Here is a 22,441-nt window from a genome sequence, read left to right on the forward strand (position 1 = left end):
CGGTCACTCCGGCTCCGCTCCGGCGGGGACCGGGTCGCCGGGGGCGGCGTCCTCGCCCCCCTCGTCGCGCTCCCACTCGCCGACGCGCTCCGCGACCTGTCGCCGGTTCACCTCGCCGACGCGGTCGGCAACGTCGTCGACCATCGCTTCGAGGTCGGCTCGGACCGGGCTCTCGTCGTCGCGGACCGCCGGGCCGTCCGCGGTTTCCGTGTCGAAGTCCGGATGGACCGGGAGCGTGCCGACCACGGGCACGCCGTAGTCGTCGCGGATCTCGGCGGCGCCCCCCTCGCCGAACACCCGGTGGGTGTCGTCGCACTCGGGGCAGTGGAACGCGCTCATGTTCTCGACGACGCCGAGGACGGGCGCGTCGTGGTCCGCGAACAGCCGGAGCCCCTTGCGCGCGTCCGCCACCGCCATCTCCTGTGGCGTCGTCACGACGACGACCCCGGCGATCGGCAGGGTCTGGAGCAGGTTCAGCGAGGCGTCGCCGGTCCCCGGCGGGAGGTCGACGATCAGGTAGTCGAGCTGGCCCCACTCGACGTCGTTGATGAACTTCATCATCACGTTGTTCACCATCGGCCCCCGGAGCACGGCCGGGTCGTCGCCGTCGGGAAGCAGGTGTTCCGTGCTCATCACCATGACCCCGTCCGAGCGCGGCGGGACGATGTCGCCCTCGGGGAGCATGCCGGGCTCGTTCTCGGTCGGGAGGAGGCGCGGGACGTTCGGCCCGTGCACGTCCGCGTCGAGGATCCCGACGCGGGCGCCGCGCTCTTTGAGCCCCGCCGCGAGGTTGGCCGCGACGGTGGTCTTCCCGACGCCCCCCTTGCCGGAGGCGACGGCGATCACGTTGCGGACGCCGGGCAACACGTCGGCGTCGAACCCGTGCTCGGACCCGAACTGCGCGCGGAGTTCGGGCTCGAGGCCGGCGTCCGAGACGACGTCGCGGACCGCGTTGCCGATCTCGATCTCGGCGGGCGCGTAGGGAGCGTTGAACGCCAGCGACACCTCGGCGCTGTCGCCGCTGACGGTCACGTCGTTCACGAGGCCCATCGAGACGATGTCGTCGTCGTTCTGCGGGTCCTCGACGGTCGCGAGTCGGTCGAGCAGTTCGGATTCGGTGACGGTGTCTGTCATGGTGTTGTCGGGTGGCGGCGTGTCGGTTGCGAGCGGTCGGCCGCGCGGTGCGGCCGCGGTCGGCGAGCGATTCCGCAGCGGAGCGGGGGCGGGGTTCAGAAGAACACCGCCCCGATGACCAGCGTCGCGACGAACAGCCCGCCCCACAGCACGGTCGTCAGCCCGGCGAGGTAGCCGACGCCGAGCAGGCCGGAGTCGCGGTCGCTCGGGTCGCCGATGAACCACGCGGCGACCATCGCGTACACCGGCGCGAGGACGATTCCGAAGATGAGGTAGGTGCCGGGACCGACGAACGGCAGCGTGTACTCAGGCGAGCTGGCGAGCGGGACCGGAGCGGCGGCGAACGCGAGCGACGCCGCCGCGAGCGCGGTCGACGCGAGCGTCATGGACTCACCTCCTCGTGGTCGTCTTCGATCGCGTGCAGTTCCACGACGGGGATCACCTTCGAGACGACGAGGAAGAACAGCACGACGATCCCGATCGTCCCGAGCAGCGCCGACAGCTCGGTCGGCGAGGGGACGTACGCGCCGGGGACCCCGTCGTACAGGGCGAAGTGCGCGTGCTGGAGCCCCTCGACGACGAACAGCACCTTCTCCGCGAGGGTGCCGGCGAGCACGCCGACGGAGAGGGCGACCATCGTCCGGATGCTAAACAGCTCCGGGCGCAGCGACGCCGCGAACGCGTACAGCATGGCGAGCGCGACGAGCCCGATCGCGACCCAGTACAGCGGCGTCGCGATCTTCACCTCGGTCGCGTGCTGGAGCGTCGTCGGCGCGGCGAAGATCCCGGTGATCACCTGCTGGAGCTGCAGCCAGAGGAAGATGAGGCTGAAGAAGCCGAGCCACTGGCTCAGCCCCCGGAACACCGCGTCCGGAATGAGCTCCTCCCAGCCGTAGGCGGTGCGGAACGCCGCCGCGACGATGATGATCCCGCTGACCGCGGAGGTCAGCGCGATGGAGAGGAACGACGGCCCCTGGACCCCGCCGGCCCAGCCGGCCATCGAGGGCAGCAGCGCGAACAGCCACGGGATCACCCCACCGTGGAGCAGCAGCGGCGCCATGATGATGATCGCGAACGCGATCCACCAGACCATCCGCTCGACGACCTCGTCCTCCTTCTCCGAGTAGCCGATCATCAACACGTCGTACAGCGGGTCGAGCAGGTTCGGCAGGCGGTCGCGGAGCCGGTGGATGTCGTAGCGGATCGTCAGCGCGAGGTACGTCGCCGTCAGCACGAAGTACGCCGTGATGACGGTCACGTCCCACATCAGCGGCGACCACTGGACGCGGGTGGGCCACGCCGGGACCACGCTCGTCACCAGCCGGTCCGGGCGACCGACGTGGATGAGGATGAACAGACCGGCGCAGGTCAGCGCCGCGATGGTCAACAGCTCGGCCAGCCGCGCGACCGGCTGGTAGGTGTCCATCCCCAGCAGGCGGACCGCCGCCGACAGGATGATCCCGCCGTGGGCGATGCCGACCCACCAGATGAACGCGCCGATGTACAGCCCCCACGGCACGCCGCCGCCGGAGCCCCAGTCCGAGAGGTTGGTGACGATCAGCCCGTGCTGGAGCTGCTGGAGGTAGAACGCCAGCCACACGCCGATCAGCCCGAGCCCCACCGCCAGCGCGGCGAGGTACCGCTTCGAGAACGTCTGGATCGGCCGGACGAGCGTCTCGCGGTCGACGCCGCTCACGTCGACGCTCACGCGCTCTCACCTCCTTGGGTCGCGGACGCCCCCTCGTCGAGCACCTCCTTCCGGTCGTCGGTGAGCCCCATGTCCTCGTAGGCGACGGGGCCCTCGACCTGCTCGGCGTGCGGCGAGGGCTCGTTACCGACGAATCGGACGTTCGGCTCGGTGCCGCGCTCCTCCATGAGTTTGAACGTCGACGCGGTGTGCGCCTTGCGGTTGGGGAACTCCGAGAGGTCGTTCTCCTGGCCCTCCCGGTACTCGCGGAGGTGCTGGTTCGGCGGGCTCTCCGAGTCGTTGAGGTCGCCGAAGTGGATGGCGTCCATCGCACACGCCTCCTCGCAGGCGGTGGTGCCGATCTTCTCTTCGCCCATCTGGCCGTCCTGTCGGTCGACGCAGAACGTGCACTTCCCCATGACGCCCTCCGGCGGGCGGGAGCCGACCCACCGGCCGCGGTCGTCGATCTGGTGGGCGTCGTCGACCTCGGACTCCGGTACGTCGGGCTCGCCCCACTGGAAGTAGTTGACGCCGTAGGGACACGACACCTCGCAGTACCGGCAGCCGATACAGATGTCGTAGTCGGTGAGCACGAGGCCGTCCTCCGAGCGGGTGTGCCGGGCGCCGACGGGACACACCTTCGTGCACGGCGAGTCCGTGCAGTGCTGGCAGGTCCGCGGGAGGAAGTTCGTCTCGTCGCCCTGCCCCTCGTCCTCGAAGGCGAAGACGTACATCCAGTTGGCCCCGCGCGAGAGGTTGTGCTCCTGGTTGCACGCGACCATGCAGGCGAGACACCCGTCGCAGTTGTTGAGGTTGATCGTCATCCCCCAACGGGTCCCGTCGCCCTCGTCGGCGCCGGCGCCGCCGCCGTGGCCGTCGTCCTGGCCCGCGGCGGTCTGTGCGCTCCCCCAGGTGCCGACGGCCATCGCGCCGGCCGCCGCGGCGCCCTTCTTCATCACTGAGCGCCGGGACTCCTCGCCGTCGGGGTCGATCCCCTCCAGCGCGGAGCCGATCCGGTCGAGGAACCCCACGTCGTCCGGCTCGGCCTCGTCCGGGTCCGGGAGGTCGATCTCGCGGTCGTCGATGTCGAACTCCTCGACGATGCGGTCGTGGTACCGACGGTAGAACTCGAGCTCGGAGAGCTCGCCGGCCGACACGCGCTGGGCGTCGCGGCCCATCTCCAAGCCGAGCTCCGTGTCGTGCTCCGTCTCGTCGAGGAGACGCCTGTACCGCTCCTCGTCGTCGCCGGGTGGCGGTGACTCGTCTGTGCTCATGAGTGATCGTGGTGGCAGTGTGCGGCTGCGAGCGGGGCTCCCAGCCGGGGGACCGGTGTCGCCCGTGCGCCGCCGCTCCGAACCGCTGCGGGCGTCGGCGTTCGCGACCTCCGTCTGGCGGCGGGCACGGCGTGACGACCCCGTCATCGATCATGGGAAACCGACCCCGTGAATCGTGTCTCGCGTTCCAACACGTTGGGAAGGTCCCCGAACGAGTTCGACCGCGGGGTGATAAACGCCGGACGGAACGGGCCGACGTTACGCCGTGACGGCCCGAGCGACCGCCGATGAACGAGGCGACGCGCGAGGCGGTCCGAACGCGAGCGCGATCGCACCGGGCGCGGCTGCTCTCGGTCCCGCGCGTGCAGTACCCCGACGTGCTGGCCGACCGCGGCTACCGTTTGCCCCACCCGACCACCGGAGGCCCGCAAACCGGTGAGTGGCGGCCCCTCGTCCCGTCACCCCCCGCCTCACAGCGCCGTCGCGATGTGGCGTTCGATCCGAGCGACCAGCTCCGGGCGGAACGTCCAGAACCCGTCCCACACGTTCGGCTCGTCTTCGAGGGCGACGAGCGCGGCGTGGCGGCCCGCGTCGGCCGCCGGCGGCGGGGTGAAGACGACGAACCACGACCGGCGGTAGGGGTACGACCGGCCCTGGTGGACCGTCACCGGGAGCGTCGCCCCGGGGTCGGCGTCGCCGACCCCGTAGACGTGGACGTCGACGCCGGCGTCGCCGACGGCCTCGTACACGTCGCGGGTGCCGCGTTCGTCCTCCAGCCGTGAGAGACGCTGGAAGGACGCCCTGAGCGTCCCGCCGCCGGTCTCGGCCGCGATCCGCTCGATCACCCGGGAGACGACGATCAACAGCAGCTTCTCCTTGTTCGAGTGGGGGTAGCCGCGGAGTCGGAAGGGGACCTCGTCGAGCCCTGCGAGCACGTCCGGAAGCGCGATCTCGTCGAGATCGACCGCGCCGGTCTTGTACAGATCGGAGTTGATCAGCAGGACCGATTCGAGCAGTTCGTCGAGCGCGGAGCGGGCGATAACCTCCTCGTCTTCGATGAGGAGAACGACATCCGTGTCCGTCTCCGGGAGGTCGCGCTCGCTGATCGCGACCGACTGGTCCTCCAGCAAGGCGTCGAGCAGGTTCCGAACCGGCTGCGGCTCGGTCCGGTTGACGACCACGAGCGACCGGCTCGGGGCGTCGATCTCGTCGAAGAAGCCGCGCAGGCTGCCCGTCATCGTCGGGCGAGCGCCGAGCCGCGTCGCTCCGAGTGGCGGCGCCGTTCCGGCGGGACGCGCCCTCCGTTCGTACCGTTCGCTCCGGCGGCAGAGGTCGTCGGCATCGTGACTCCGTGAGTGTCTCGTGTTACCATACCGGCGCCGGACTCAAGAAACCCAGCACGCGGGGTGCCTGTCACTCGTCGCCCCAGTCGCGGTGAACCGGCGTTTCGCTCGCGTTCACGTTCGCCAGGAGCCACGCCGCCGCCTCGTCGAGCGCGCGCTCGTCGGTCGCGGTCACCTTCAGGCGGTTGTGCCCCCCCTCGCGGTCCGGGTAACAGCCGACGGCGACGTCGAAGCGCTCGCCGGCGGTCTCCAGCGCGGGAACGATGTCCGCCTCGGGCTCGACGGTGTAGAGGAACCGCGACTGCCGGTCGCCCGCGAACTCGTCGGCGACCGATTCGAACATCGCCTGCAGCTCCTCGGGGATCCCCGGCATGACGTAGACCCCTTCGAGGACGCAGCCCGGCGCGAGCCCGGGGTCGTTCAGCAGCGGGCGGCTCCCGGCCGGGATCGCGGCCTCCGCCTCAACGTCCACGTCGACGTCGCTGTCGGGGAGCCGCTCGCGGATCTCGGCCAGGTGCCGCTCGACCGCCTCGCGGGTCAGGTCGGTCGGGGCCAGCTCGCGGTCGAACGCGTCGGCCACCGCCTCCATCGTCACGTCGTCCGGGGTGCCGCCGATCCCGCCGGTGACGATCACGGCGTCGAACGCGTCGGCGTACGCCCGAGCGTGCTCCGCGATGACGGCCCGATCGTCCGGCACCGAGAGGATCCGCTTCACGGCGACGCCGCGGTCGCTCAGCTCCGCGGCGAGCCAGTTGGCGTTCGTGTTCACCGTGTCGCCCGCGAGCAGTTCGTCGCCGACCGTGATCAGCGCGACCTCCATCGCGCGACGGTAAGGGCGGCGCACGGATGTGCGTTTCCCGTCCGCCACCCGATTCACCGGAATAATAATGAGCGATCGGCGGCTGAGTGACGGCGTGACGAACGACACCACCCGCCGCGCCGTCCTCGGCGCCGCGCTGGCGGCCGGCACCGGGGCGGTCGCGACCTCGTCCGCGGCCGACCTGCTCGACTCGTTCGCGCCGCTCTCCGGCGAGGCGTGGGAGGCGGCCGACCGGCCGCTCCCCGAGACCGTTTCGAGCCCGCACGGCGACGCGAGCGTGCGGGTCGACGGGTACGGCGTCCCGCGCGTCGCGGCCGACGACGAGGCCGCGGCGTACTTCGCGGTCGGCTACCTCCAGGCGTTCGACCGGCTCTTCGCGATGGACCTCCAGCGGCGGGTGATGCGCGGGCGCCTCTCCGAGGCGGTCGGCGAGTCGACCGTCGAGAGCGACGAGTTCCACGTCGCGATGGGGTTCGCCGAGGCCGCCGAGGCCACGTGGGACCTGGTGCGCGAGACCCCCGCGGGCCCGCTGGTCGAGGCGTTCGCCGACGGCGTCAACGCCGCGATCGACGCCGAGCCGCTCCCGCTCGAGTTCGCGCTGGTCGGTTACGAGCCGCGTTCGTGGACGCCCGTCGACTCGATGCTGATGGAGAAGCAGATCTCGTGGACGCTCACCGGCGACTTCTCGGAGCTCCGCCGGGCGGTCGCCGTCGAGCGGCTCGGTGCCGACCGAGCGGCCGACCTGTTCCCCCGGCGCCTCGACCACGACGCGACGATCCTGGACGGGGACGAGGAGCGACTGGGCGGCGACGCCGCCGACCGCGGCGCCGGCGGCGAACGGAAGCGGGCGAGAGCCTCGGACCCCGTCGACGCCGACCTGACGGCGTGGCTCTCCGGGTTCGAGCCCCCGACCGGAGTCGGATCGAACAGCTGGGTCGTCTCCGGCGAGCACACCGCGAGCGGGACGCCGATCCTCGCGTACGACCCGCACCTGTCGCTGATGGCCCCGCCCCTGTGGTACGAACAGTGGGTCGAGACCCCGGAGCGGTCCGTCCGAGGCGCGACGTTCCCCGGGGTGCCGTTCGTCATCGCGGGCGCCAACGACCGCGGCACGTGGTCGTTCACCAACGTCGGCGCCGACGTGCTCGACTGTTACCGCTACGAGATCGACGACGCGGGCGAGCGCTACTGGTACGACGGCGAGTGGCGCGAGTTCGACTCCGAGACGCGCACGATCCCGGTGTCCGGCGGCGAGGACCGCCGGATCGAAGTGAAGCGCACGGTCCACGGCCCCCTGATCGAGCGGGAGGAGCGGCGGGTCGGCGTCGCGTGGACCGGCCACACCGCGACCCGAACCACGGTCGCGATCGACGAGCTGGGACGCAGCGCGGGGGTCGACGACGCGCTCGCGGCCACGCGGAAGTTCGACCTCCCGACCCAGAACCTCGTGTACGCCGACGCCGACGGGCGGACGCTGTACTACGCGACCGGGAAGCTCCCGATCCGCGAGGTCGACGGCGAGGTCGTTCCCGGCGACCGGATCTTCGACGGCTCGGCGGGCGAGGGGGAGTGGACGGGGTTCGAGCCGTTCGGGCGGTCCTCGTGGGACGGGTTCGTCCCCTTCGAGGAGAAGCCCCACGCGATCGACCCGGACGTGCTCTCGACCGCGAACCAGCGCGTGATCGACGACCCGCGACACTACGTCGGCGTCGCGTACGCGGCCCCCTATCGCGGGATGCGGATCGCCGACCGGCTCGACGACGCCGTCGAGGCGGGCGAACCGACCGATCCGGCGTTCCACCGCGCGCTCCAGCGAGACGTGCGAGACGCGCGCGCGGCCCAGTTGGTCCCCGACCTGGTCGCGGCGGTCGAGGCGGCCGCCGGTGACCCCTCGGACCGCGCCGTCGCGGCGGCCGACGCCCTCGCCGACTGGGACTACCGGATGGAGAGGGACTCCTGCGCCGCGCTCGTGTTCGCGCGGTGGCTCGCCCGGTTCCGCCGGCTCGCCTTCGAGCCGACGTTCGGCGCGGTCGACCTCGACGAGACGTACCACCCGAACGACTGGGTGCTCGCGACGCTGTCCGCGGACGACCCCGTCTTCGCCGACCGCTCGCGCGCGGAGACCATGGTCGCGGCGCTGGAAGCGTCGCTCGCGGCGATCGACGACGCCGGCTGGGAGGTGTACGGCGACTGGAACTCCACGCGGTCGATAACCCACCCGCTCGGCGGCGAGGCACCGTTTCTGAACTACGACGAGCTCCCGGCCGACGGCTCCCGGGCCACGGTGATGAACTACCGGGTCGACGACGCGGTGGGGTCGAGCTGGCGGATGGTCGTCCGCCCGGGGACCGACGCCACGGCGGTGATCCCGGGCGGCAACTCCGGCGACTTCTTCTCCGACCACTACGACGACCAGCTCCGGGCGTGGCTGGAGAACGACCAGAAGCCGATGCCGGTCGGCGGCGACGGCACCGCCGGCGACGAGGCGGGCGAGACCGGAGCGACGGTCGCGTTCGAGGGTGAGTCGTCGTGACCGACTCGGACGGGCTCCTCGCCCGGATTCGGACCGACCCCCGGACGCACGCCGTCTCGCTCGGCGTCGCGCTCGCCGCCGGCGTCGCGCTCGCGTCCGTCCACTGGCTCGGGCTCGTCGCCGCTGGCGCGGCCGCCGCGCTCGTGGCTCCGACCGTCCGCCGCGGTGTCGGGTACGCGCTCGTCGCGGGGGTGCTCGCGCTCGTCGCCTTCGCCGTCGCGCTCGGCCCCGCGGCGGCGGTCGTCCCCGAGATGCGCCCCGTCGTCTACGTCACCGTCGCCAGCGCCCTCGGGCTCCCGGTGCTGGGGTCGCTCGCGAGGGGCGTGGGCTGACCGCGGCCGACGGGCGCCGCTCCGGAGCCCTATTGAGATGTCCGTGATCGCCGCGCGCCGCCAGCGGGAGCACGCGTCGAACGAGCGAGAGCTCGCGATCGACGGCGATATCGACATTCCCACCTACCTCTATCAGGACCTCTCGACGACGTACCCCGTGCTGGCGACCGTCGGCGCGGTCGGCGACCGGCTCGACGGTCTGAAGCGCCGGATCGAGCGCGCGATGGCCGAGGCGTAGCGGAGCGCGTCACGGCCACCACCCGAGAGCGAATCGGTCGGCGGCCTACTCGGCCGCGGCCGCCGAGTCCGTCACCAACCCGGAGCCGCTCGGCGGTCGGAGCAGGAGCGCCGCCACCCCCGCGGCGATCGCGAGCCCGCCGCCGAGCGCGAACGTCGGAACCCAGCCGGCGGTCGCGACGAGGTAGCCGGTCACGGTGCCGGCGAACACCCCGCCGCCGACCTTCGCGGTGTAGAGGACCGCGTAGTTGCCGGAGGAGTTGGCCGCGCCGTAGTAGTCCGCCAGGAGCGACGGGAAGTAGACGTACAGCGGCGAGGAGAAGAACATCGCGCCGAGGACGAACGCGACGAAGACGGCGCCGTTGCCCGCCTCGCCGGCGCCCACCAGCCCGATCCGGAACGCCCCGGCGAGGAGGAACGATCCCGCCATCACGCGCTTCCGGCTGAACCGGTCGATCGCCTCGCCGAGGATCAGCCGCGAGACCCCTGCGGCGACGGGGAGAAGCGTCGCGGAGAGCGTGGCGATGAGCGCCGCGAGCCCGAAGTTCTCCGCGAACCGAACCACGTTCGCGATGACGATGAGGTCGGCGCTCGCCATCGCGATGAACATCGCGTACAGCAGCCAGAACTGCCACGTCGAGAGCATCTCCCGCGTCGAGTAGTTGCGGCCGCGGATCGACGCGGCGACCCCCTCGTCGTCGCCGTCGGCATCGTCCACGCGGTCCAGCCAGCCCTTCGGCGGGTCCCGGAGGAGGAACGAGCCGACGAGCGTCACGACCAGAATCCCGATCCCGATGTTTCGGAGGACGTCCCCGTAGGCCGCGACGGTGGCGTTCGCGCGCACGTAGGGCACCACGAGCGCGCTCCCGGCCGCGAACGCCATCGTGCCGACGCCCGTCGTCAGTCCCGTCCGGTCGGGGAACCACTTGACGGCGGTGTTGACCGCGACCGTGTACACGATCCCCACGCCGATCGCGCCGAGCGAGTACAGCAGGTACAGCTGCCAGAGGCTCGTCGCGTACGCGAGCCCGATGTACCCGCCGCCGGCGAGCAGGGCGGCGAGGAACGTGAGCGCGCCCGGCCCGCGGCTGTCGCGCCACTTCCCGGCGGGGAACTGCGAGAGCGACTGGAACACGACGTAGAAGGAGAACACCGCGCCGAGCGCCGGCAGAGCGATGTCGAGGCGCTCGGCCAGCGGCTGTTCGATCGACGACCAGACGTACTGGTAGGGGCTGACCGCGGCCATCATCCCCGCCGCGGCGACGATCTGCCACCAGCGCGAGAAGCCGAGGGCGTCCGCCGCGCGCCCGGCGTAGTCGAGGCCGTCGCCGCCGTCGGCATCGGGGGTGGCCGAGGGAGCGTCGTCGTCAGCCATCGTCACCGTCGGCCTCGCGACCGATCGTGTCGTGGTTCATGGGTGCCTCAGAGGCCGGTCCGACCGCCGCACCGGCGATTCGTGTTCGGACGCTGTCGACACTCGGAGATAAAACGCGCCGTCGGGGAGGTTCTTGCCCCCTCGTCGGCGGCGCGGCGCCCGACCGGCGCACGAGAACACTTCGGAGCCGACCGCAGACAGATCGCGCAGTGATCGGTTACGTCGCTGTCGACTGGGTGTTCAGGCGGCGTCTGAGACAAGATATTGACAAACGAGACACCAAGGCCGATAGATGATGATAATCGTTTATCCTGTCGAAAATCGTTAAGGCGCCCGCAGCGCAACGTGGAGCCGAGAACGCGGCCTCCGAGACCCGGAGCCGCCGAGAACACGTATCCATGTCCGCCGACCGAGACACCGCCGACGGGACCGCCGAATCGCTGACCGCCGACGACGGGACCGCCGAATCGCTGACCGCCGACGACGGCGCCGCCGTCGCCGACCGTTTCGATCGCGTCCTCGTCGTCACCCGCGACGACGAGGCGGGGCAGGCGGCGGTCGAGACGGGTGTCGAGCTCGCGGCGGCTCACGGCGCGACGGTCGACGCGCTGTTCGTCGTCGACACCGCCGTGGGGTGGGACGTGGTCGTCGAGCGGCGCGAGCGCACCGGCGAGCGGCTTGTCGAGGGCGCCGCGGAACGCGGGGCAGCGACCGGGGTGGACGTCGAGAAGTGGTTCCGCTACGGCACCCCCCACGAGGAGGTGCTCGACTTCGCCGCGGCACACGACGCCGACCTCATCGTCGTCGGCTCCGCGCGACGCAGCGGACTGGACCGGTTCGTCAACCCCGAGCGCGTCCCGATTCGGGTTCAGCGCGGCGCCTCGACGCCGGTGATGGTCGTCGGTCCAGACGGGGGGTGAGCGGGTCGACTCCGGCGGCCGGGGCTCCCCGAGCGACCGGTTAAGTGGCTTCGCTCCCTTCCAGTGATCGTGACACACATCGGCATCGTCGGCGCGGGCGCGGGGGCGGCGGCCGCGGCGTTCACCGTCGACGGCGCGGTCCCGGACGCGGACGTGACAGTTTTCGAGAAGTCGGGCGGCCTCTGTGGCCGCGCGGCGACCCGTCGCGACGGCGAGCTGACGTACGACTACGGCGCGAACTACCTGAAGGCCGACGACGAGCGCGTCGTCGAGCTGATCACGGAGACGCTCGACGACGAGGGGCTCGTCGACATCGCGGAGCCCGTCCATGTGTTTGACGCCGACGGCGACGTCTCGCCCGGCCGCGAGGCGGACGAGCACAAGTGGAGCTACCGACGGGGGCTCACCCAGATCGCGAAGCGGCTGTTCGGTCGGACCGACGCGACGGTCCACCGCCGGACGCGGATCGAGGCGGTCAGGCGAGTCGGGGAGCGCTGGGAGGTCGAGGACGCCGACGGCGAGACGAGGGGACCGTTCGACGCCCTCCTGTTGAATCCCCCGGCGCCACAGACCGCGGACCTCCTCCGAGACGCGGAGTGGGACTCGCCCGTCCGCGAGGCGCTCGTCGACGCGGTCGGCGACGTGCCGTACCGCACCGTCTGGACCGCGGTGCTGCACTACCGCTTCCCGCTGGACGCGCCCTACTACGGCCTCGTCAACACCGACAAAGCGCACGCGGTCGGCTGGCTCTCCCGCGAGGAGTGCAAGCCCGGCCACGTCCCCGACGGCGAGAGCCTGCTCGTCGTGCAGGCGAACCACGACTGGTCGGTCGACCACTACGATGCGGACGCCGCCGAAAACGTCGCGGCGTTGGCCGAACACGCGGCCGAGATCGTCGGCGACGACCGACTCGCGGACCCCGCGTGGACGGATCACCAGGGGTGGCGGTACGCGCAGCCGGAGTCGGGAGTCGCTGAGGGGCCGATCGACGCCGCCCGACGTGAGGGACTGTTCCTCCTCGGCGACTGGGTCGCGGGCGAGGGGCGGCTCCACGCCGCGCTCGCGAACGGGCTCGACGTGGGCGAACGAGTCGCCGACGGGATCTGAGTCGCGGGCGAGTCGGAGAAGAAGGCGTTCGATCGCCGGTCGGCTGACGGCTGTGCGGTCGTCAGTTCCCCGTCGTCGCGCCGTCACCCCCGGGTGAAGCGGTACTCGACCGTGCCCAGTCCGGGGAGACTGACGCGGCCGACCGTCTCGGGGGCGACGTGCCGGACGAACGAGCGCGCCATGGCCGCGAGCGCGACGACCGCGGTCAGGACGGCGAGCGAGGCGAGCGGGTAGGCGGCCACGAGGACGCCCAGCGCGACGACAGCGAGGAACGCGAACGAGACGCGGACGCTGCCGTCGGGCGAGACGTTGGGACCCGGCGCCTGGCCGGCGGCCGTGAGCCCGTCTTTCATTGGTTGCATAGACACGCGTAGGTCGCCGGGCGATAAATACCTTTCATATCGCAAATATTTTTTGAGACTCATTCACACACGACACACCACGAAACGGTCTGAAACGGTCGTTAATGCGGTGTAATCGGTGACATGGTAGTCGTTCATACACCAGTAACAGAACTATCAAGTGCGGCCGAGACGGCGCCGGATCGATCGAAGCGGGGAGAGGCCTCGGGCCGGCGATCGGAGGGCTTCTCACCGTCGCCCGCCACTGTCCGAGCATGACCAGTGCTCCGACGGTCGGCAGACGGGGGAACGTCCCCTACTGGACGACGGTCGCCGTCGCCGCGCTGTATCTGCCGGCCTCGATCATCGCCCGCGCGTTGGTCGACCCGGCGTACGCGGCTGGCCGGCGGGGCGTGCCCCCGGCGGTCGTCGACGCGGCGGGTACCCTCCCTGCGACGCTCGGCGGCGGCGCGCTGTGGATCGCGGTCGCCGGCGCGTTCCTGTACGCCTTCGCCGCGGAGCTCGACGCGATGCGGACCCGGACCGCGTGGTCGCCGCCGGACAAGGGGTACCTGATCCTCGCGGCCGGCTCCCTGCTGGCGCATCCGCTCACCGGGGTTCCCCTCCTGTTTCTCCTCGTTCCCGGGTACACGCTTCATCGCGGACTGCGAGTCCGATAGCGGGGCGCGAACCGTTCACACACGCAGTACTTTTATTCGTCGCAAACGGTAGTGTAGATACGAACAGTCAATGGTAGTGACACACAACGCCGCCTCCGAAGAGACGGAGACCGTCGCAACGCCGGCGCACCGCCGCATCATCGCCGGCCTCGCGGACGAAGCGGTCGAGACGGTGGAGGACCTGCAGGTCCGCGGTCGGGCCGACGAGATCGCGGCCGAACTCCGGGAGTCTCACCTCCCCGCCTTGGAGGAGGCCGGGTACATCGAGTGGGACCGGGAAGCGGGGACGATCGAGCCCGGTCCGAACTTCGAGGAGGCGGCCGAACACGTCGCCGACCTCCCGAACCCGGACGGGGAGCCCGCGGACGACTGACCGGCGAGACGCCGGTCGGGTCCGTCGCCGAGGTGCTCCGTCGACCCGCACGCCCCCGTCCGAGCCACGCCCGAGACGTTTATACGCCGCGACGGGCGACTCCAGACATCGCATGGCCGAGCCGATACTGAAGTGGGCCGGCGGGAAGCGGCAGCTCCTCGACGAGCTGTACGCCCGGTTCCCGGCGACGCACGGTCGCTACCACGAGCCGTTCCTCGGCGGCGGCGCCGTGTTCTTCGACCTCGAACCGCCGGACGCGACGGTCAACGACGCGAACGCGCGACTGGTGAACTTCTACGAGCGGGTGCGCGACGATCCCGAGGCGCTGATCGAGCGGCTGGAGTCGTTCGACGACCCGGAGGCCGACCCGGATCCGGCGCTCCCGTACGCCGAGGAGACGGCCCGCGGCCGCGAGGTGGAGAGCTACTACTACCAGCAGCGCGCGCGGTTCAACAGGCGCCCGTACGAGGGGACGTTCGACCCGCTCGAAGAGGCCGCGCTCCTCCTGTACCTCAACCGCACCTGCTACAACGGGCTCTACCGCGAGAACGCCGACGGCGGGTTCAACGTCCCCGTCGGTCGGTACGCGAACCCGGACTGGGTCCAACGCGACCGCATCCGCCGTGCGAGCGACGCGCTCGCGGGCGCGACGATCCGAAACGGCGACTTCGGGTACGTCCTCGACGCGGCGGAGCCGGGCGACCTGGTCTACTTCGATCCCCCCTACGAGCCGATGAGCGCGACCGCGAGCTTCAACGAGTACAGCGCCGAGGGGTTCGACCGCGAGGACCAGCGCCGGCTGCTCGACGTCGCGAACGACCTCGACGAGGCCGGCGTGTGGGTCGTCCTCAGCAACAGCGGCGTGATGTACGAGCCGTACGCGGAGGCGGGGTTCCGCGTCGAGATCGAGGGCGCGACTCGCGCGATCAACAGCGACGCCGGAAACCGCGACGAGGTCGACGAGATCGTCGCGACCAACGTCCCGCCGAGCGAGCGACGCGCGGCCGGGCAGCGCGACCTCGCCGAGTTCCGAGGATGAGCGCGCCCGGTCGTCGCGGCGGCGACCGCAGAGGGCGGGCTTTTTGCCCTCCCCCGCCGACGGGTCGCGTATGACCGATCTCGACATCGACCTCGTCCTCGTGTCGGTGGACGGCAGCGAGGAGTCCCACGAGGCAGTCGACTACGCGATCGCCGTCGCCGCCGAGTACGGCGCGAGCGTCCACGCCCTGTACGTGCTCGACGAGGACGTGGTCCGCGCGATCGACCACGGCGTGGTGGACGAGGACGACGTGGCCGACGACACCGAGGCGTTCACCGACTCCGTGGCGCGGCGCGCGGAGGCCGCCGGCATCCCCCACAGCAACTCCATCGCCTACGGCTTCTCCACCGAAGTGAAGACGGTCCACCCCGGGAGCGTCGTGCTCGACACAGCCGAGGAACTCGAGTCGGACTTCATCGTCGTCCCGCGCGAGCCCGTCTCGGGCGACCCCGGCGAGGTGCTCGGGAAGGCGGCGGAGTACGTCCTCCTGTACGCCAGCCAGCCCGTGCTGTCCGTCTGATGGTCGGCGGCCTCCTCTCGTTCCTCCCGGCGGGGACGACCCTGCCGCCCCTCCCGTACCTCGTCGTCGTCCTGCTCGCGACCGGCGGGGTGGTCGCCGCGCTCCGCCGACGCCGCCCGCGGGTCACCGGCCGACGCGTGCTCGCGCTCGCTCCGTGGATGGCGCTCGGCTCCGCGGCCCACGTCCTCTACGTCCTCGACGCGCTCCCCGCCCTCGTCTTCCCCCTCGCCGGGTCGCCGACCGTCTACCTGACGGTGGGATCGCTGGCGGGCGCGGCGTGGATCGCCGCCGACGCCGCCCGTCCGGACCGGGTGGCGGAGAGCCTCGCGGTGTCGGGCGCACTCCTCCTCATCCCGGTCGTCGCGGTCGCGCTCGCGACCGACCTCTCGCCGACGGGGGCTCGCTGGTCGACGCTCGCGGTCGCGCTCAGCCTGCCGATCTCGGGCGTCGCCTGGGCCGCCCTGACGCGGCTCCGGCCCGAGACTACGATCACCGGCGGCGTCGGCGCCCTCGCGGTGTTCGGCCACGCGCTCGACGGCGTCTCGACCGCGGTCGGGACGACCCAGCTCGGCTTCGGCGAGCGCACGCCCGTCTCGCGGATCCTGCTGGAGTTCGGCTGGATCCCCCCCATCCCGGTGCTCGGCGAAGGGTGGGTGTTCCTGCTCGTGAAGCTCGCGGTCGCGAGCGCCGTCGTCTGGCTGTTCGCGGCGTACGTCCGTGAGACCCCGGCGGAGGGATACCTACTCCTCGGGTTCGTCGCGGCGATGGGGCTCGGGCCGGGGGCTCACAACCTGCTGCTGTTCTCCGTCGCCGCCTGACCGCGGAGCGATACCCACCGCTCCGGGTCAGCTCACCAGACGGCGATCGCGAAGACGACGGCGACGCTCCCCAGCATGACCGCCTGAACGAACGCGCTGGCGAGGACGCCGACGGCCGCGTACGCCGCCTGACGAGCGGCGGCGTCCGGATCGGCGTCGTTCCGGTAGAGGGCGGTGACGAAGACGGTGCCGGCCAACCCGACGACGAACCCGATCGGGCCCAAGGGGAGCAGGAGCGCGATCCCCACCAGCGTGCCGACGACGACGGTCCGCGTCGACGCGCCGCCGATCTTCCCGGAGACCATGCCGGACAGCAGATCCACGGCGGAGGCCAGAAGCGAGACGAACACGAGCGCCAGCAACAGGACGAGGCCCGGCTCGGCGAAGCCGGTGGTGTACGCGTACCCGACGACGGTCAGCGCCGCGAGGACGCCGCTCGGCACGAACGGGACGAACGCACTGGCCGTCCAGACGACGAGCAGGAGGATCGCCGTTTCGGCCGCGGGGAACGCCATACGACACGCAGGCCGCGCGGGGGCAAAACAGTTCACCCCGGGCGATGCCGGGACCCGTCGCCCTGGTCGGTCGCGGGTCCGGTGGTCCGGCGGCCCGACGGCTCACCGAACCGGGGTGAGCCGCGAGAAGCGAAATCGGGCCGACCGCCGGGATCAGTCCTCTTCTTCGACGACTTCCGGGTCCTCGATGGCCGACTGGAGGGAGTCGAGCCCGTTGACCCACTCGGAGACGAGCCCGTACTCCAGATCCTCGACGAGCTCGATGTCGAGGGGCTCGCCGTCGATGATTCGGGTGCCGGCCTGCACGACGTAGCCGAGCGCGGCGTCGAGGTCGTCCTCGGCCTCGGCGTCGGCGGCCGCGCGCACGAACTCGCTCACGTCGCCCTCGACGACGCCGCCGACGACGTACTCCTCGGCCGCGTAGAAGACGGGGACGAGCGAGGTCTGGACGCCGTCGATCAGCATGACCTTGTCCTCGTCGTCGAACTCCACGTCGGCGAGCACGATGTCGCGGACGGTGTGGATCTCCTCGACCGCGCGGTTCTCGTCGATGCGCCCGTCGTCGAGCGCCGCGAGCACCTTCACGATCGCGATCGCGGCGTCGTCTTGGAGGTTCAAGAGGAGGCGCGCGGAGTCCTCGTTTTCGGGGTCTAAATCCTCTTCTTCGAGCCTGTCGAGCCAGTTCTGCCACCGTTCGTCGGTATAGAACGTTTCGACGGCGTCGTCGTCGGTCATGTGCTGTACGTCGCCCGGACTACTCAAATGCCTTTCCTATCGATCGCCCCGAGAGAGGGCGTCTCACCCGCTCGACGCCGGGATTCAGGTGCCGTGCTCCAGTCCTGCGTTCGGGTCGGGCCCCGGCCCCGATCGGACGGTCGGGGGGTCGGGCGGTCGCTGCCTGAGGAGGCTCGCCGCGGAACGGACCCGTCGCGCTCCACTCAGACCATCGGGTCGTCGCCGACATCGGGGTTCTCGCGGGCGAACGCCACGAGTCGGTCGACGTACGACTCGAACGGGGGGACTGAGACGCCGGTCCCGGCCAGCGCGTCCCGCGCGTTCGGGCAGCGATAGCGCGTCGGATGGTCGAAGTAATCTATCGTCGCCGGCTCCACGTCGACGCCCGCGGCCGAGAGCAGGCGGGCGGCCGCCTCCGCAACCCGCTTCGGCGTCGGGACGGTCACCGTCCGGCGGCCCGCGGCGTCGCTCAGCGCCGCGACGAACGCCGGGACCGTCAGGGGCGCGGGGTCGCAGAGCTGGTACGTCTCGCCGACGGCGTCCGCCCGCCCGCTCAGCTCCGCGATCGCGTCGACCACGTAGTCGCGCGGTACGACGTTCAGTTCGGTCTCGTCCGCGCCCGGGACCGAGAAGGCGAACGCCAGCCGTTCGGGCTGGGCCGTGAGCAGCCGGAGGAGGTTGTACGGCCCGTCGAGCTTGTCGGTCTCGCCGGTCCGGCTGTCGCCGACGGTGATCGCCGGGCGGTAGACGGTCGCCGGGAGCCCGTCGGCCATGCGCTCCCGCACCGCGACCTCCGCGCGGTGCTTCGACGCCTCGTAGTGGTTGTTGAACGACTGCCCCTCGCGGAGGTGACGAGCGGTGAAGACGCCGTCGTACCGGCCGCTGACGTAACACGTGCTCACGTAGTGGAGGCGGTCGACCGCCAGCCGGTCGCACGCGTCGAGGACGTGTTGGGTCCCGCGGACGTTCACCGCCTCCGCGAGGTCGGCGTCGACGCCGAGGTCGTACACCGCCGCGAGGTGGTACACCTCGCCGACCTCCGCCAGCAGGGCCGGGTCGTCGAGCGCCCGCCCGAGCCCGAGGTCCGGTTCCGTGATGTCGCCCTCGTAGAGGTGGACCGCCGCTTCGCCCGGAGCGTCGCTCTCGACCGCCGCGACGATCTCCCGCGCACGCCTCTCGGCCAGGTCGCGGTACTGCGGCTGGATCAGGCACGCTACCGGCCCGTCGCCGCGGGCGAGGACCCGCCGGAGGAGCGCCGAGCCGAGGAAGCCGGGGAACCCCGTGAACAGGACCTCCGGCGGCGGGGCGGCGGGGGGATCGCTCACGGTGTCGGCTCCTCCAGCGTTCCCTCGGTGTCGATCCCGTACACCGCCTCGGGCGTCTCGACGTGGGCGGTGCGGACCGCGTCGTCGTACCCCTGCTCCAGCAGCCAGCGGACGCGGCGCGGGACCGTCTTCGGGCCGAGCACCATCCCCGGCTTCTCGGGGTCGTCGACGAAGTCCGTCTCCATCAGGAACGGTTCGCCCGCCTCCGCCGCGCGCCGCAGGCGGTCCTTCTCGCTCATCACGCTCGGAGTCGGTCCCGCGAGCCGCCCCTCGGCGTAGTGTTTCACGACGTTGGTCGGATCGAGTCCGGACTCCTCGGCGACGGCGGCCAGATCGGTGAGGTCCTCGCTGGCCTCGGTGTGGAGCTGGACGGCGCAGTCGAGCGCGGCGCCCAGCTCGAACGCGCGCCGCGTCACGGCGTTCGAGGCGTCCCAGACCGCGTCGCTCACGTCGTAGTGCGGGCGTCCCGACTTCAGCGCGAGCGCGTCGCCGTCGGCGACGAACTCGCCCGCGACCTCGATCCCGCCCTGCATCAGGTCGCCGGCGTCCTCGGGCGAGAACCCCCGCTCGTCGACGAGCCGACTGATAAGGCCGGGGTGGACGCCGAGGACGGGCCACGCGCGTCCCGGAAGGGCGTCGTTCGCGGCCGCGACGGCGTCGAGCGTCTCCTCGAAGACGGCTCGGAAGTCGCCCGGCTCGTCCGGCTCGACGCCGAGGTGCCACGACGGCTTGTTCACCACGAGCAGGTGGGTGCCGCCGAGCCGGACGAAGTCCTCGACGGCGTCGATCCCGCGCCCGTGACGCGGGTCGAGGTGGAGGTGGTTGTCGAGCACCGGCGTGTCGAGGTCGTCGGTCATGGACGGAGAAGGGGCCGGACGACGCTTATAAACAACGACCGCGGGTGTCGCGACGCGGTTCGCGAGCCGACGGGTTCGCGCGGAACGCAGCAAGCCCGGCGCGAGGACGGGAGGGTGGACAGCACCGAGCGTCGGTCCGCGTTGCCGCACCGCCGCGCCGAATGCGGTCACCGCCTGGTCTGGGAGATAGACACATTTTTCATGAACGATCGCGGATACCTCGCTATGGCAGTCCGTAGCAACCGAGAGGAAAGCGGGGGCGCTGCCACGTTGCCTGCCGTGGTCCCGTTCGACCTGGCTCACCTGACCCGACAGAGTTGGGAGCTGGGCAAATCCACCGTGCAAGGCGATCGGGCGACCACTCTCGGGACGTGGACACACCAGAACAGCGCGTGGCGGCTGTCGGTTCACCAGGTGACGACCGCGACCGTCATCATCTGTCTCCGGACGCCCGTCGGCCGGGAGCGATTTTACGGGGCGATGCGCTCGGAGTTCGACGCCGCGACGGAACACCTCGAAGCGAGTCCGTCTTGGCGGCGAGTTCGGTGAGCTGGCGACCTGTTCCCGCCACCGGTCGTCTCTTATAAACCGCAAGTCCGCGTTCCGTCCCGTGATCGAAGAGAGAACCCTCTTCGATGGCGAGACGGTCGCTCGTTGCGGACCCGCCGGCTACGCCGTTTCAGCGTCGCCGTCGCGACCGGTGACCTTCCGGATACACGAGGAGCCGAAGGGGCCGAGCTCGCCGGCGTCCAGTTTCACGAAGTGGCCGGTCGAGATCGTCGTCCCGCAGCGGCGACAGTCGAACTCGCCTTCGCGCTGGACCACTTGGCTCTCGTAGTTCACGTACGTGCCGCCGCGCTGGACGCGGAGCCGGGCGTTCTCGCGCTCGATGACGCCGCGCTTCTCGGCGGCGTCGAGGATCTCGCGGGTGAGCGACGGGCTCGTCGTCACCGTCTCGATCCGGTCGATCGCGGCCGGCAGCGCCAGCTCCTCGTGTTCGAGGTGGGCCAACAGCTCGACGCCGAGCTCCAGCTTCTCCTCGCGCGAGGCCGACTCGTTCACGCCCGCCGAAACGATGCGAACCGCCTTAAGTCGGGCGGGAGGCGGTCGGGGGGACGCCCGCGGCCCTGCCGTCGACAGCCTGCGATGTAGTAAGACAGTTACCACGGGGGACGCTGGGGACGGTATGGACGTACTCGAGGTCGCGGCGCGGGCCACCGGAACGGGACCGGTGTGCGACGCGTGTCTCGGCCGCCTCGTCGCCGACCGGAGCTTCGGGCTGTCGAACGCCGAGCGGGGGTCGGCGCTGCGCACCGCGCTCGCGCTCCGCGACGACGAGGACCACGAGCCGGTCGACACCGCGGACTGCTGGGTGTGTGAGGGGCGCTGTACCGAGTTCGACGAGTGGGCCGAGCGCGCCGCCGAGGCGGTCGAGGGCGTCGAGTTCGCCACCTACAACGTCGGCACCCGCCCCCCGCCGCTGATCGAGGAGAACGAGGCGCTCCTCCGCGAGGAGGCCGGGCTCGACGACGACGCCGGGGAGCCGTTCAAATCGGAGTTCAACCGCGAGGTCGGCAAGCGGGTCGGTCGGCTCACGGACGCCGAAGTCTCCTTCGACCGCCCGGACGTGCAGTTCACGATCGACCTGGCCGAGGACGCGATCGACGCCAAGGTGAACTCCACGTTCGTGTACGGGCGCTACCGGAAGCTCGAACGCGACATCCCCCAGACGGAGTGGCCCTGCCGGGAGTGTAAGGGCTCGGGACGGCAGGGCGCCGACCCCTGCGACCACTGCGGCGGCTCCGGCTACCTCTACGACGACAGCGTCGAGGAGTACACCGCGCCGATCGTCGAGGACGTGATGGACGGGACCGAGGCGACGTTCCACGGCGCGGGCCGCGAGGACGTGGACGCCCTGATGCTCGGCACCGGGCGCCCGTTCGTGATCGAGGTCGAGGAGCCCAGGCGCCGCCGGGTCGACGTGGAGCGCCTGCAGGCCGACATCAACGCCTTCGCCGACGGCGCCGTGGAGGTCGAGGGGCTCCGGCTCGCGACGTACGACATGGTCGAGCGCGTGAAGGAGCACGACGCCGCGAAGCGCTACCGCGCGCAGGTGGCGTTCGACGCCGACGTCGAGGCCGACGCGCTCGCCGCCGCGGTCGGGGAGCTGGAGGGGACGACCGTCGAGCAGTACACCCCGAACCGGGTGGACCATCGCCGGGCGAGCATGACGCGCGAGCGCGACGTGTACGAGGCGACCGCCGAGCTCGGCGACGCCCGACACGCGACCGTCGAGATCCACGGCGAGGGCGGACTCTACATCAAGGAGCTGATCTCCGGCGACGAGGGCCGGACGGAGCCGAGCCTCGCCGGCCTGCTCGGCGTCGGCGCCGAAGTCACCGCGCTCGACGTGGTGGCCGTCGAGGGCGAAGCCGAGCCGTTCGAGCGCGAGGAGTTTTTCCGCGACTGACACGTC

The 22,441-nt window shown here is 71.3% G+C and carries 24 protein-coding genes and 1 pseudogene; 12 read left to right on the forward strand and 13 right to left on the reverse strand.

Going from position 1 to position 22,441, the window contains the following annotated elements; genetic code table 11:
* Nucleotides 1–3 precede the first annotated feature (3 nt).
* The 6 genes from DJ69_RS10370 to DJ69_RS10400 form a co-directional block, all read right to left on the reverse strand.
* Entirely contained in the window at nt 4–1,134 is a 1,131-nt protein-coding gene (locus DJ69_RS10370; protein ID WP_099255533.1) for an Mrp/NBP35 family ATP-binding protein, read from the reverse strand.
* Between the two features lie 95 nt (nt 1,135–1,229).
* Nucleotides 1,230–1,520, reverse strand: coding sequence for a hypothetical protein (locus DJ69_RS10375; protein WP_099255534.1), 291 nt, complete (start codon nt 1,518–1,520; stop codon nt 1,230–1,232).
* Nucleotides 1,517–2,842, reverse strand: a complete 1,326-nt coding sequence (gene nrfD / locus DJ69_RS10380) for an NrfD/PsrC family molybdoenzyme membrane anchor subunit (RefSeq protein WP_099255535.1) — start codon at nt 2,840–2,842, stop codon at nt 1,517–1,519. Before nrfD ends, DJ69_RS10375 begins: the two co-directional genes overlap by 4 nt.
* Entirely contained in the window at nt 2,839–4,095 is a 1,257-nt protein-coding gene (locus DJ69_RS10385) for a 4Fe-4S ferredoxin N-terminal domain-containing protein (RefSeq protein ID WP_099255536.1), read from the reverse strand. Before DJ69_RS10385 ends, nrfD begins: the two co-directional genes overlap by 4 nt.
* Nucleotides 4,096–4,565: 470 nt before the next feature.
* Nucleotides 4,566–5,333 carry a DICT sensory domain-containing protein gene (locus tag DJ69_RS10395; RefSeq protein ID WP_099255537.1) on the reverse strand — a complete coding sequence of 256 codons (768 nt, stop codon included), beginning with the start codon at nt 5,331–5,333 and terminating at the stop codon, nt 4,566–4,568.
* A 175-nt stretch (nt 5,334–5,508) separates the two neighbouring features.
* Nucleotides 5,509–6,258, reverse strand: coding sequence for a competence/damage-inducible protein A (locus tag DJ69_RS10400; RefSeq protein ID WP_099255538.1), 750 nt, complete (start codon nt 6,256–6,258; stop codon nt 5,509–5,511).
* A 94-nt stretch (nt 6,259–6,352) separates the two neighbouring features.
* On the opposite strand from DJ69_RS10400, the gene DJ69_RS10405 reads away from it, so the two are divergent.
* From DJ69_RS10405 to DJ69_RS10415, 3 genes and pseudogenes are all read left to right on the forward strand, one after another.
* Complete coding sequence (locus DJ69_RS10405) at nt 6,353–8,791, forward strand: penicillin acylase family protein (protein WP_099255620.1); 2,439 nt, start codon at nt 6,353–6,355, stop codon at nt 8,789–8,791.
* Entirely contained in the window at nt 8,788–9,123 is a 336-nt protein-coding gene (locus DJ69_RS10410) for a hypothetical protein (RefSeq protein ID WP_099255539.1), read from the forward strand. Before DJ69_RS10405 ends, DJ69_RS10410 begins: the two co-directional genes overlap by 4 nt.
* Nucleotides 9,124–9,169: 46 nt before the next feature.
* Nucleotides 9,170–9,361: pseudogene (locus tag DJ69_RS10415) on the forward strand (DUF7260 family protein); the annotation flags it as partial.
* 45 nt (nt 9,362–9,406) lie between these two features.
* On the opposite strand, the gene DJ69_RS10420 reads toward DJ69_RS10415, so the two are convergent.
* Nucleotides 9,407–10,735, reverse strand: coding sequence for an OFA family MFS transporter (locus DJ69_RS10420; RefSeq protein ID WP_099255540.1), 1,329 nt, complete (start codon nt 10,733–10,735; stop codon nt 9,407–9,409).
* A 398-nt stretch (nt 10,736–11,133) separates the two neighbouring features.
* Here DJ69_RS10420 and DJ69_RS10425 point away from each other — a divergent pair, with 398 nt between their 5' ends.
* A complete protein-coding gene (locus tag DJ69_RS10425) occupies nt 11,134–11,655 on the forward strand; it encodes a universal stress protein (RefSeq protein ID WP_099255541.1) in 522 nt (173 codons plus the stop codon).
* Between the two features lie 69 nt (nt 11,656–11,724).
* Nucleotides 11,725–12,762 (forward strand): NAD(P)/FAD-dependent oxidoreductase, encoded by a 1,038-nt coding sequence (locus tag DJ69_RS10430; protein ID WP_099255621.1) that lies wholly within the window; start codon nt 11,725–11,727, stop codon nt 12,760–12,762.
* 83 nt (nt 12,763–12,845) lie between these two features.
* Here the strand turns inward: DJ69_RS10430 and DJ69_RS10435 are convergent, their stop codons facing one another.
* Nucleotides 12,846–13,124, reverse strand: a complete 279-nt coding sequence (locus DJ69_RS10435) for a hypothetical protein (protein ID WP_245851615.1) — start codon at nt 13,122–13,124, stop codon at nt 12,846–12,848.
* A gap of 254 nt (nt 13,125–13,378) precedes the next feature.
* Between DJ69_RS10435 and DJ69_RS10440 the strand changes: the two genes are divergently transcribed.
* The 5 genes from DJ69_RS10440 to DJ69_RS10460 all read left to right on the forward strand — a co-directional run bounded on the left by DJ69_RS10440 (nt 13,379) and on the right by DJ69_RS10460 (nt 16,533).
* Nucleotides 13,379–13,783, forward strand: coding sequence for an abortive infection protein (locus DJ69_RS10440; protein WP_099255543.1), 405 nt, complete (start codon nt 13,379–13,381; stop codon nt 13,781–13,783).
* Nucleotides 13,784–13,853: 70 nt separating this feature from the next.
* Nucleotides 13,854–14,156, forward strand: coding sequence for a DUF7344 domain-containing protein (locus tag DJ69_RS10445; RefSeq protein ID WP_099255544.1), 303 nt, complete (start codon nt 13,854–13,856; stop codon nt 14,154–14,156).
* 112 nt (nt 14,157–14,268) lie between these two features.
* Nucleotides 14,269–15,195: a DNA adenine methylase gene (locus DJ69_RS10450; protein WP_099255545.1), complete on the forward strand. Its 927-nt coding sequence runs from the start codon at nt 14,269–14,271 to the stop codon at nt 15,193–15,195.
* A 70-nt stretch (nt 15,196–15,265) separates the two neighbouring features.
* Nucleotides 15,266–15,715, forward strand: coding sequence for a universal stress protein (locus DJ69_RS10455; protein WP_099255546.1), 450 nt, complete (start codon nt 15,266–15,268; stop codon nt 15,713–15,715).
* A complete protein-coding gene (locus DJ69_RS10460) occupies nt 15,715–16,533 on the forward strand; it encodes a DUF63 family protein (RefSeq protein WP_099255547.1) in 819 nt (272 codons plus the stop codon). The genes DJ69_RS10455 and DJ69_RS10460 overlap by 1 nt, the downstream gene beginning before the upstream one ends.
* A 32-nt stretch (nt 16,534–16,565) precedes the next feature.
* On the opposite strand, the gene DJ69_RS10465 is transcribed toward DJ69_RS10460, so the two are convergent.
* The 4 genes from DJ69_RS10465 to DJ69_RS10480 form a co-directional block, all read right to left on the reverse strand.
* A complete protein-coding gene (locus DJ69_RS10465) occupies nt 16,566–17,048 on the reverse strand; it encodes a DUF456 domain-containing protein (protein ID WP_099255548.1) in 483 nt (160 codons plus the stop codon).
* 153 nt (nt 17,049–17,201) lie between these two features.
* A complete protein-coding gene (locus DJ69_RS10470; RefSeq protein WP_099255549.1) occupies nt 17,202–17,783 on the reverse strand; it encodes a DUF2150 family protein in 582 nt (193 codons plus the stop codon).
* Nucleotides 17,784–17,986: 203 nt separating this feature from the next.
* Nucleotides 17,987–19,108 (reverse strand): SDR family oxidoreductase, encoded by a 1,122-nt coding sequence (locus tag DJ69_RS10475; RefSeq protein ID WP_099255550.1) that lies wholly within the window; start codon nt 19,106–19,108, stop codon nt 17,987–17,989.
* Nucleotides 19,105–19,965 (reverse strand): TatD family hydrolase, encoded by an 861-nt coding sequence (locus DJ69_RS10480; RefSeq protein WP_099255551.1) that lies wholly within the window; start codon nt 19,963–19,965, stop codon nt 19,105–19,107. Before DJ69_RS10480 ends, DJ69_RS10475 begins: the two co-directional genes overlap by 4 nt.
* A 225-nt stretch (nt 19,966–20,190) precedes the next feature.
* Between DJ69_RS10480 and DJ69_RS10485 the strand changes: the two genes are divergently transcribed.
* Nucleotides 20,191–20,514, forward strand: coding sequence for a hypothetical protein (locus DJ69_RS10485; RefSeq protein WP_099255552.1), 324 nt, complete (start codon nt 20,191–20,193; stop codon nt 20,512–20,514).
* A gap of 120 nt (nt 20,515–20,634) precedes the next feature.
* Here DJ69_RS10485 and DJ69_RS10490 read toward each other — a convergent pair whose 3' ends face one another.
* Nucleotides 20,635–21,027, reverse strand: coding sequence for a DUF5830 family protein (locus tag DJ69_RS10490; protein WP_099255553.1), 393 nt, complete (start codon nt 21,025–21,027; stop codon nt 20,635–20,637).
* A gap of 124 nt (nt 21,028–21,151) precedes the next feature.
* On the opposite strand from DJ69_RS10490, the gene DJ69_RS10495 reads away from it, so the two are divergent.
* Nucleotides 21,152–22,435, forward strand: a complete 1,284-nt coding sequence (locus DJ69_RS10495; protein WP_099255554.1) for a tRNA pseudouridine(54/55) synthase Pus10 — start codon at nt 21,152–21,154, stop codon at nt 22,433–22,435.
* Nucleotides 22,436–22,441: the final 6 nt, after the last annotated feature.

Origin of the sequence: Halorubrum persicum (assembly GCF_002727125.1) — an archaeon.
Lineage (GTDB): Archaea > Halobacteriota > Halobacteria > Halobacteriales > Haloferacaceae > Halorubrum > Halorubrum persicum.

What these genes read in the sequence shown, in the direction of transcription:
- DJ69_RS10435 (WP_245851615.1), bottom strand. Translation starts at nt 13,124, where the DNA reads ATGCAACCAATGAAAGACGGGCTCACGGCCGCCGGCCAGGCGCCGGGT.
- DJ69_RS10470 (WP_099255549.1), bottom strand. Translation starts at nt 17,783, where the DNA reads ATGACCGACGACGACGCCGTCGAAACGTTCTATACCGACGAACGGTGG.
- DJ69_RS10450 (WP_099255545.1), top strand. Translation starts at nt 14,269, where the DNA reads ATGGCCGAGCCGATACTGAAGTGGGCCGGCGGGAAGCGGCAGCTCCTC.
- DJ69_RS10495 (WP_099255554.1), top strand. Translation starts at nt 21,152, where the DNA reads ATGGACGTACTCGAGGTCGCGGCGCGGGCCACCGGAACGGGACCGGTG.
- DJ69_RS10370 (WP_099255533.1), bottom strand. Translation starts at nt 1,134, where the DNA reads ATGACAGACACCGTCACCGAATCCGAACTGCTCGACCGACTCGCGACC.
- DJ69_RS10455 (WP_099255546.1), top strand. Translation starts at nt 15,266, where the DNA reads ATGACCGATCTCGACATCGACCTCGTCCTCGTGTCGGTGGACGGCAGC.
- DJ69_RS10420 (WP_099255540.1), bottom strand. Translation starts at nt 10,735, where the DNA reads ATGGCTGACGACGACGCTCCCTCGGCCACCCCCGATGCCGACGGCGGC.
- DJ69_RS10445 (WP_099255544.1), top strand. Translation starts at nt 13,854, where the DNA reads ATGGTAGTGACACACAACGCCGCCTCCGAAGAGACGGAGACCGTCGCA.
- DJ69_RS10485 (WP_099255552.1), top strand. Translation starts at nt 20,191, where the DNA reads ATGGCAGTCCGTAGCAACCGAGAGGAAAGCGGGGGCGCTGCCACGTTG.
- DJ69_RS10385 (WP_099255536.1), bottom strand. Translation starts at nt 4,095, where the DNA reads ATGAGCACAGACGAGTCACCGCCACCCGGCGACGACGAGGAGCGGTAC.
- DJ69_RS10480 (WP_099255551.1), bottom strand. Translation starts at nt 19,965, where the DNA reads ATGACCGACGACCTCGACACGCCGGTGCTCGACAACCACCTCCACCTC.
- DJ69_RS10400 (WP_099255538.1), bottom strand. Translation starts at nt 6,258, where the DNA reads ATGGAGGTCGCGCTGATCACGGTCGGCGACGAACTGCTCGCGGGCGAC.
- DJ69_RS10375 (WP_099255534.1), bottom strand. Translation starts at nt 1,520, where the DNA reads ATGACGCTCGCGTCGACCGCGCTCGCGGCGGCGTCGCTCGCGTTCGCC.
- DJ69_RS10465 (WP_099255548.1), bottom strand. Translation starts at nt 17,048, where the DNA reads ATGGCGTTCCCCGCGGCCGAAACGGCGATCCTCCTGCTCGTCGTCTGG.
- DJ69_RS10395 (WP_099255537.1), bottom strand. Translation starts at nt 5,333, where the DNA reads ATGACGGGCAGCCTGCGCGGCTTCTTCGACGAGATCGACGCCCCGAGC.
- DJ69_RS10460 (WP_099255547.1), top strand. Translation starts at nt 15,715, where the DNA reads ATGGTCGGCGGCCTCCTCTCGTTCCTCCCGGCGGGGACGACCCTGCCG.
- DJ69_RS10440 (WP_099255543.1), top strand. Translation starts at nt 13,379, where the DNA reads ATGACCAGTGCTCCGACGGTCGGCAGACGGGGGAACGTCCCCTACTGG.
- DJ69_RS10425 (WP_099255541.1), top strand. Translation starts at nt 11,134, where the DNA reads ATGTCCGCCGACCGAGACACCGCCGACGGGACCGCCGAATCGCTGACC.